Source organism: Gelidibacter sp. (assembly GCF_039916245.1).
In the GTDB taxonomy this organism is placed as follows: domain Bacteria; phylum Bacteroidota; class Bacteroidia; order Flavobacteriales; family Flavobacteriaceae; genus Gelidibacter.
On record NZ_JBDSLS010000240.1, the window covers coordinates 1 to 6942 of the forward strand.

A 6942-nucleotide genomic window follows, 5' to 3' on the forward strand; every position below is an offset into this window, starting at 1 on the left:
GAATTCCAAAAAGTGCATCAATTCAATGTGTTTTGCGCCAACCATCCGATGCAAAAAGCCTTGGCCGATTATTTACAAGAGCCCAACCACTATTTGGAATTGCCCAACTTTTATCAACGTAAACGCGATTTGTTTTTAAGTCTGATCGAAGATTCCAAATTCAAGTTTACGCCAGCACAAGGCACTTATTTTCAAATATTGGACTATTCCAATATTACTACAGAGCATGATGTTGACTTCGCTAAACGCTTGACCATTGACCATAAAATTGCTTCAATCCCACTTTCAGTATTTAATACTGATAATTTAGACGATAAAGTGCTGCGTTTCTGTTTTGCAAAAACTGATGATACCTTGCGGGAAGCGGCCACAATTTTGAATAGAATTTAACCGTAAAAGAACAGTTTACCACAAGAATCTTGCCCGTGTAAAAACTCATAAATGATTAAAAATCCGTATTTTTGCTCTATTAATAATCATGTAACTCTATTGTCCTGAATCAGGATATAGAGTACATAAATAACAAAACATTACACTATGAAAATCTGGATGATTGTATTTTTTTTAGGCTTAGGAATTACCGTTAATGCCCAAAACGTTATTAAAGACGGGAAAGTTTATGAAGTTAAAGGAAAGTCTATTTTTCATAAGGGAGAGGATATTACACTTTCACTGTTATCTGGCGAAAAAGCTGATATTTTCAAAACCCACAAAAACCTTGTAAAAGAAGCGAAGGCCGCTGAAAAAGCCAAAAAGAGGGCCGAAAAAGCAACAAAAAATGCTGAAAAAGCCAAAAAGAAAGCTGAAAAAGCGCTCAAGCAAAAACAAAAAGCGCAAGACCAAGTTAATAAAGCTTCACGAAAATTTGATCAGCAGCAAGACAAGTACCAAAAACTCAAAAACAGCGGTAAACTTTCGCCGAATGATGACGCAAAATGGTTTAAAAAACTGAACGGTTATAAAAATAATTTAGAAAAAGCCAGAACAAAACTGAATCGCGCTTAAGATGTCTGAAACTCTAAATATCGCCCTCATACAAACCGAATTGACTTGGGAAAACCCTGAGCAAAATAGAGCGCATATTTTAAAAAAAATAATAGCCATTGTTGATCCTGTAGATGTGATTGTACTTCCTGAAATGTTCACTTCAGGATTTACGATGACGCCTCAAAACGTTGCTGAGACCATGCATGGAGAAACCATCACTTGGATGAAATCAGTAGCCGCTCAAAAACAAGCTGCCATTACTGGAAGTTTGGTGATTATCGAAGATGACAACTATTACAACCGAATGGTTTTTGTTCATCCCAACGGAAAGACAGAGCACTATGACAAACGCCATACCTTCACTTTAGCTGGCGAGGACAAAGTATATACGGCAGGAAGCAAAAAAATAATGATAGACTACAAAGGATGGAAAATCTGTCCTTTGGTCTGTTATGATCTTAGGTTTCCCGTTTGGTCAAGAAATTCTGAAAACTATGACGTTCTTATTTATGTAGCCAGTTGGCCAGCCATACGCATGGTGGCTTGGGATACTTTATTGAAAGCACGCGCTATTGAAAATATGAGCTATTGCGTGGGTGTCAACCGTGTTGGGAAAGACGCCAATAACCATGAATACTCAGGACATTCGGCCGTGTATGATGTATTAGGAAACAGAATAGATACCATTCCTTTTGACAAAGAAGCTGTAGAAATTGTCACTCTTAAAAAACAGGATATTGAACAGAACCGATCTAAATTTAATTTTTTGGCGGATCAGGATCAGTTTTCAATAATGTAAATTCTTCCACTAAATCCCATCCCGTTCTGGCATCAACCAACTTTTCCATATAACTGATGCGCTCGGGCTGGATTTTTTTAAGGTAATTACCCGTATCCCATTTCCTATTCCCATTGGCATCATAGACAACTCTCAAGTAATAAGTCCCCGGATTAATATGCCTAAAATCAAATACGCGCGGTGCATCTGCAAACTGTTCGTACTTAACCAAGCCTTTGTTATCGGTCAATTGAACGATTACAGGATATTCCGCATTTATTAAACTCACACGAACATCGGAGAGTTCAGAAAATCGCTTGGTCTTAACTGCATAGTTCAGCGTATCATTAACTTTTCCAAAAAAGTCTGTTAATGCATCAGGCAAAAATCGGATTTTATAGGTATTGGCCTCGCTTTTATCAAACTTAAAACGGTATTTATTGCTGAGCGTATCAAATTCTGCTTTGAAAGCAATATTTAAAGAATCCTTATCCATTATGGATACTTTCGTCACGTCTAATTTATCAAACGGAACATTTGCTTCTATTGAAAAATCCTCATCAAAACTGATATTGCCTGAAACTGAAGCGGTAATTTTGAGTGAATCGACCTTTAAATCCCGAAAACGGTGTTTTAAAGTATCACTATAGGTTTTATTTTTTACAATGAATAATGTGGTATCCACCTCTACATTCGGTTTGTACCAATAGTACAAAGTATCCTTTTGCGCATCTTTGACAATGCGATGTTCAAAACCAGCAGGCTTACCTTCTAACATTTCAATACTCACGCCTTTCGGATCGCCTCGGTAGCCAAACTGAATCTTTTGTTTGGCAACCTGAACTGGACGCTCCACACTGAAATCAGCAATCTCCTTAAACAGTTTTATTTCATAAAAAGAATCGTTTGGCACCGTTATTTCTTTATCCCAAAATCCGATTTTATCCGTTTTTTGTTGATAGGTAAAGTTGCCGTTGTCATCCTTTAAGGCCACCAAACGATACTTTCCTGCCTTAATATTATCAATACTAAACGTACTCACACTATCCAGCGTATTGGTTACATATAAGGGTTTGGTTTTATAAACCGTAGAGTCGGTATAAGTCGAATCGACCTCGTACAACATGACGGAAACAAATGTATCTGGTTCCCGTTTTTCAGCATCAATAATCGCACCTTTTACAGAAAGCGAGTCAATATAAGAACCTGTAGAAAAGACATATTTATAGTATGAAAAAGGATTCTCCTCGTTGTTATCGACAATACTTTGTCCGAAATTAAAGGAGTAGGTCGTATTCGGTCTTAAAGTGTCATTAATTTTGATGGTAATTGATTTACTCGCACTGCCCATGGGCATAATATCTGGAGCAGGATCCATTGGAGGCGAAATAATGAGCTGTTTTTGAACATTCTTTATTTTGACATACTCATCAAACTGAATCTTAATTTCGTGCGCTTTAAAATTCGTGGAATAATTCTCTGGTGATGACTTCAAAATTCTTGGAGGCTGTGTATCCTTTTCTCCACCTGAAGGATTGCCCCTATTGGCACAATTGACAAGCAGAACAAGAATACCAACAAAAAGAAATAATTTATAATAGGCTTTAAACATTACCTCGGAGAAATTTTAGCAAATAAACGACATATTTAATAAAAACGAAAAAATTACTCGGCAATTGCCATGGTCGCCACACTTATTGTGACCCCCTCAATTTTAGATAAGGCATTGGCACAAATTTCAATGGTTGCTCCTGTGGTAATAATATCATCCACTAAAAGAATGTGCTTCCCTTTCAGACTCTCATAATCCGTGACGACAAACAACGTCTCATCAGTAATCCAACGTCGAATCCGATCCTTGAAAACCTGAGTTTTTGTAGCTTTATCTTTTTGCAGCACCTTGGTGTTAAAATCACATTCTAAGGCCTCTGCAAGCTCCTTTCCAAACTCATGAACTTGGTTGAACCCACGTTGTCGCAAACGTTTGGAGTGTAGAGGCACAGGAATAACTACATCAACCGTTCTAAAACGCTCCTGTTGTTTCAGTTCCTGACCAAGCCACTGACCCAAAAACTTACCAACATCCTCATGACCTTTATACTTTAAATTATGAATCAGATGCTGCACGAGTCCTTTCTTAGTAAACCAAAACAAGGCGGAAGCATTTTCTAATTGAACGCGGCCATAAAGTCTCTTGGTCACATCATTATGGACTGTGCTTTCAAAATTGGTCAACGGCAATTCATGCCTGCAAAAGGTGCAAACATATACCTCACTAGTTTCCAACTGGTCGTCACATGCTAAACAAACCTTTGGAAAAAACAAGTTTAACAAGTTTATTATCATTTTATCGATTAAAAGCAAACAAAACAAACTTAATATATATTTTGGCTGCATTTAATTAAATAATCCCTATTTCCCCTTAATAATTAATTATGATAGTTAACCCTCAAATTTTTAGCTATAAAATTATTATTGGCTCATTGATTGTCGCTTTTGCCTTTGTTGGCGCTTTTAGCGTTAGTACTTACCAAGCCAACAAAGAGGAGCAACTCGCATTGAATCAAGAGAAAAAACTAGTTGAAAGTGAACTATCTCAAATGATTTTGAGATATGATGAAATTAGCCAAACTAGCACTATCTTATCGGAGCAATTAGACAGTATCAAACAAGACGCTAAATCATCTTCAGAAAAACTAAGACTAATGGCCAGTGATTTTTCTGTATTTACAAGCGTCAAATCTGATCTTTCGGATATTAAGTCAAAAAACACTTCTCTTTTTAAAATTGTAGATTCCATCAGCTTGCTCAACGAACGCTTGGAAAAGGAAAAACTAAAGGCTCACAATGCTTTAAAGGAGCAAAAAAAAGTCAACAATGAGCTTTTAAAAACCAATAAATCATTGAACGGTGCGCTCGAAAAGGAATCGCTATTAACTGCAAATTCATTCCATGTAAAAGCATACAAATCAGGAGTCGATACTATTGAAACCACTAAAGCGTCTCATGCCAACTTTATCAACGTCTGCTTCACACTGGCAGCGAACACCTTGACCGAAAAAGGAACGAAAGAAATTTACATCCAAATTTTGAATCCTTTAAACAATGTTTTTGCAACAAAAGGTGCGATTGAATTTGGTAAGTCCTTACTCATTTATAGTGATAAGCAACTCATTAATTATAACAACGAAATGATGGATATTTGCACCACCATCAATGCAGAAAACAACGATATTCCAATTCCAAAAGGCACTTATTACGTTTCGGTTTTTCATAATGAAAGAAAGCTCGGCGGCACACAAATTATTCTAAACTAACCCAATAAAATTTATTTATGCAAACCTTTCCTTTAATTGGAAGGGTTTTCTATTTTTGCAGCATGACAAATCAGGACGATCAATTTAAGAAGGTTATATCTCACGCCAAGGAATATGGATACGTATTTCAAAGCAGTGAAATATATGATGGCCTAAGTGCAGTATATGATTATGCACAAAATGGCGCTGAATTAAAGAAAAACATTCGTGACTATTGGTGGAAAGCCATGGTACAAATGAATGACAATATTGTAGGCATTGACTCTTCAATTTTCATGCATCCAACAACCTGGAAAGCTTCAGGACACGTTGATGCTTTTAACGACCCGTTAATTGACAATAAGGATTCAAAAAAACGTTACCGTGCAGATGTTTTAATAGAAGACTACTGCGCTAAGATTGAAGCCAAAATTGAAAAGGAAGTTGCTAAAGCGGAAAAACGCTTTGGAGATGCTTTTAACAAAGAAGAATTTATAACCACTAACCCAAGAGTTGTTGGTTATTATGAAGATATAAAACGCATTCTGTCGCGCATGGCAAAATCTTTAGAAACAGAAGATTTAGCAGATGTGAAAGCCCTAATTGAGGAATTAGAAATTGCCGATCCGATCACTGGAAGTAGAAACTGGACGGAAGTGAAGCAATTCAACTTGATGTTTGGAACCAAAATAGGTGCTTCCGCAGAATCTGCGATGGATTTATACCTACGTCCGGAAACGGCCCAGGGTATTTTCGTGAATTTCCTAAACGTTCAAAAAACAGGACGTATGAAGATTCCTTTCGGAATTGCGCAAACTGGTAAAGCGTTTAGAAATGAGATTGTCGCCAGACAGTTTATTTTCAGAATGCGTGAGTTTGAACAAATGGAAATGCAATTTTTCATTCAGCCAGGCACTCAAAAAGAATGGTTTGAATATTGGAAAGAAGCCCGAATGAAATGGCACCTTTCTTTAGGCATGGGCGCAGAGAATTACCGTTTCCATGACCATGAGAAGTTGGCGCATTATGCTGACGCTGCAACTGATATTGAATTCAAATTCCCATTCGGATTTAAAGAATTGGAAGGTATTCACTCTAGAACCGACTTCGATTTAAAGCAGCATGAAGAATTTTCAGGCAAAAAACTACAATATTTTGATCATGAAACCAACCAAAGCTACACGCCTTTTGTATTGGAAACTTCAATTGGTTTGGATCGTATGTTCTTGGCAGTGTTTTCAAACTCCTTAGTTGAAGAAGAATTAGAAAATAATACCACCAGAACCGTTTTAAAATTACCATTTGTATTAGCACCTGTTAAAGCGGCTATTTTACCATTGGTTAAAAAAGATGGTTTACCAGAAATTGCACGTCAAATTATGGACGACCTACGATGGGATTTCAACGTGGCTTATGACGATAAAGATGCCGTAGGCCGACGTTATAGAAGACAAGATGCCAACGGAACTCCGTTTTGTATTACCGTTGACCATGAAACTTTAGAAAATAACACGGTAACCATTCGTAATAGAGACACTATGGAACAAACCCGTGTAAAAATCGAAGACTTACGTGAGCTCATCAAACAAGAAGTTGATGTCAAAACGTGGTTGATGAAAATGTAAAAAAAGACTCCTGCGAAGGCAGGAGCCTCAATATTCAAAATATAAAATCCCAAATTCCAATAACATACCGTTGGAATTTGGGATTTTTATTTTATGGCTTTTTCAAAATCCTGAATAGTTACTTTTCAGCATAGTCCAATAATCACTCTTGACCATGAAACTTCAGAAAATCATTCTTAACATAGACTCCTTCGTGGTTACTGAGCTTGTCGATGTAAAGGCAGAGGCCTCAATATTCAAACGATCAAATCCCAAA

General features: G+C 37.0%; 7 protein-coding genes. 5 read left to right on the forward strand and 2 right to left on the reverse strand.

Annotation, left to right across the window (positions count from 1 at the left end):
• The 3 genes from ABIQ28_RS12765 to ABIQ28_RS12775 form a co-directional block, all read left to right on the forward strand.
• On the forward strand, window positions 1–390 hold a 390-nt coding region (locus tag ABIQ28_RS12765), incomplete at its 5' end, for an aminotransferase class I/II-fold pyridoxal phosphate-dependent enzyme (RefSeq protein ID WP_348037902.1).
• A gap of 159 nt (window positions 391–549) precedes the next feature.
• Entirely contained in the window at window positions 550–1005 is a 456-nt protein-coding gene (locus tag ABIQ28_RS12770; RefSeq protein WP_348037904.1) for a hypothetical protein, read from the forward strand.
• 1 nt (window position 1006) lies between these two features.
• Entirely contained in the window at window positions 1007–1786 is a 780-nt protein-coding gene (locus ABIQ28_RS12775) for an amidohydrolase (protein ID WP_348037906.1), read from the forward strand.
• Here the strand turns inward: ABIQ28_RS12775 and ABIQ28_RS12780 are convergent.
• Together ABIQ28_RS12780 and ABIQ28_RS12785 are read right to left on the reverse strand one after the other, a co-directional pair.
• On the reverse strand, window positions 1746–3377 hold the full coding sequence (locus ABIQ28_RS12780) for an Ig-like domain-containing protein (protein WP_348037908.1): 1632 nt from the start codon (window positions 3375–3377) through the stop codon (window positions 1746–1748). The genes ABIQ28_RS12775 and ABIQ28_RS12780 overlap by 41 nt on opposite strands.
• 53 nt (window positions 3378–3430) lie before the next feature.
• On the reverse strand, window positions 3431–4090 hold the full coding sequence (locus ABIQ28_RS12785) for a phosphoribosyltransferase family protein (protein ID WP_348037910.1): 660 nt from the start codon (window positions 4088–4090) through the stop codon (window positions 3431–3433).
• Window positions 4091–4200: 110 nt separating this feature from the next.
• On the opposite strand from ABIQ28_RS12785, the gene ABIQ28_RS12790 reads away from it, so the two are divergent.
• Both ABIQ28_RS12790 and ABIQ28_RS12795 read left to right on the forward strand, forming a co-directional pair.
• Window positions 4201–5082 (forward strand): hypothetical protein, encoded by an 882-nt coding sequence (locus ABIQ28_RS12790; protein ID WP_348037912.1) that lies wholly within the window; start codon window positions 4201–4203, stop codon window positions 5080–5082.
• A gap of 62 nt (window positions 5083–5144) precedes the next feature.
• The gene (locus ABIQ28_RS12795; protein WP_348037914.1) at window positions 5145–6686 is read left to right on the forward strand and encodes a glycine--tRNA ligase; all 1542 of its coding nucleotides are present in this window, start codon (window positions 5145–5147) and stop codon (window positions 6684–6686) included.
• Window positions 6687–6942: the final 256 nt, after the last annotated feature.

Excerpts from the sequence above, each read along its gene's own strand:
- ABIQ28_RS12780 (WP_348037908.1), bottom strand. The coding sequence starts at position 3,377 with ATGTTTAAAGCCTATTATAAATTATTTCTTTTTGTTGGTATTCTTGTT.
- ABIQ28_RS12775 (WP_348037906.1), top strand. The coding sequence starts at position 1,007 with ATGTCTGAAACTCTAAATATCGCCCTCATACAAACCGAATTGACTTGG.
- ABIQ28_RS12770 (WP_348037904.1), top strand. The coding sequence starts at position 550 with ATGATTGTATTTTTTTTAGGCTTAGGAATTACCGTTAATGCCCAAAAC.
- ABIQ28_RS12795 (WP_348037914.1), top strand. The coding sequence starts at position 5,145 with ATGACAAATCAGGACGATCAATTTAAGAAGGTTATATCTCACGCCAAG.
- ABIQ28_RS12790 (WP_348037912.1), top strand. The coding sequence starts at position 4,201 with ATGATAGTTAACCCTCAAATTTTTAGCTATAAAATTATTATTGGCTCA.